The organism is Bartonella sp. AP57NXGY, assembly GCF_042195805.1.
Lineage (GTDB): Bacteria > Pseudomonadota > Alphaproteobacteria > Rhizobiales > Rhizobiaceae > Bartonella.
Genome location: NZ_JBHIOZ010000679.1, coordinates 1 through 540, shown reverse-complemented (window position 1 = coordinate 540; position 540 = coordinate 1). Strand labels below are relative to the sequence as shown.

The 540-nt window shown below is 45.4% G+C and carries 1 protein-coding gene; it reads left to right on the top strand.

All coding sequences use genetic code 11. The annotated features are described in order from the left end of the window. Positions 1-540, top strand: a 540-nt coding sequence (gene virB10, locus ACFIL8_RS12615; RefSeq protein WP_375690124.1) for a type IV secretion system protein VirB10, incomplete at both ends; no start/stop codon positions are given.

The following is a 540-nucleotide window of genomic DNA, read 5'->3' as shown; positions in this document are numbered from 1 at the left end:
TTTGCAAGCTGCATCATCAACCGTGATATCCTCTCTGACAATGGGCGCGTTGTTTTGCTTGATAAAGGAACCCAAGTGATTGGCGAATACCGCGGAGGGATAAAACAAGGTCAATCTCGCCTCTTTGTACTCTGGACAAGAGCAAAAACCCCAACCGGTGTCATCATCGACCTTGCCTCACCCGCAACCGACAGTTTAGGCAGAGCCGGTTTTGATGGCAACATCAACACCCATTGGTGGGAACGCTTTGGCTCTTCCCTTTTACTCACCGTTATTGATGGTGCCACAACAGTTTTAACAAATAAAATAGTAGGCAATTCCAATAAAGAAGGTTCAAACAACTCTGGAGGCGGCGGTTTTGAAGGCGCAAACAACACTGGAAAAGAGGCCGCCAGTATTGCTCTTGAAAATCAAATCAACATCCCTCCTACCCTAGAAAAATTTCAAGGCGAACTCGTCAACATTTTCGTAGCAAAAGATCTCGATTTTTCCTCTGTCTATAAACTAGTCGTAAAGAGCAAAAGAAACCGCTCTACTCCC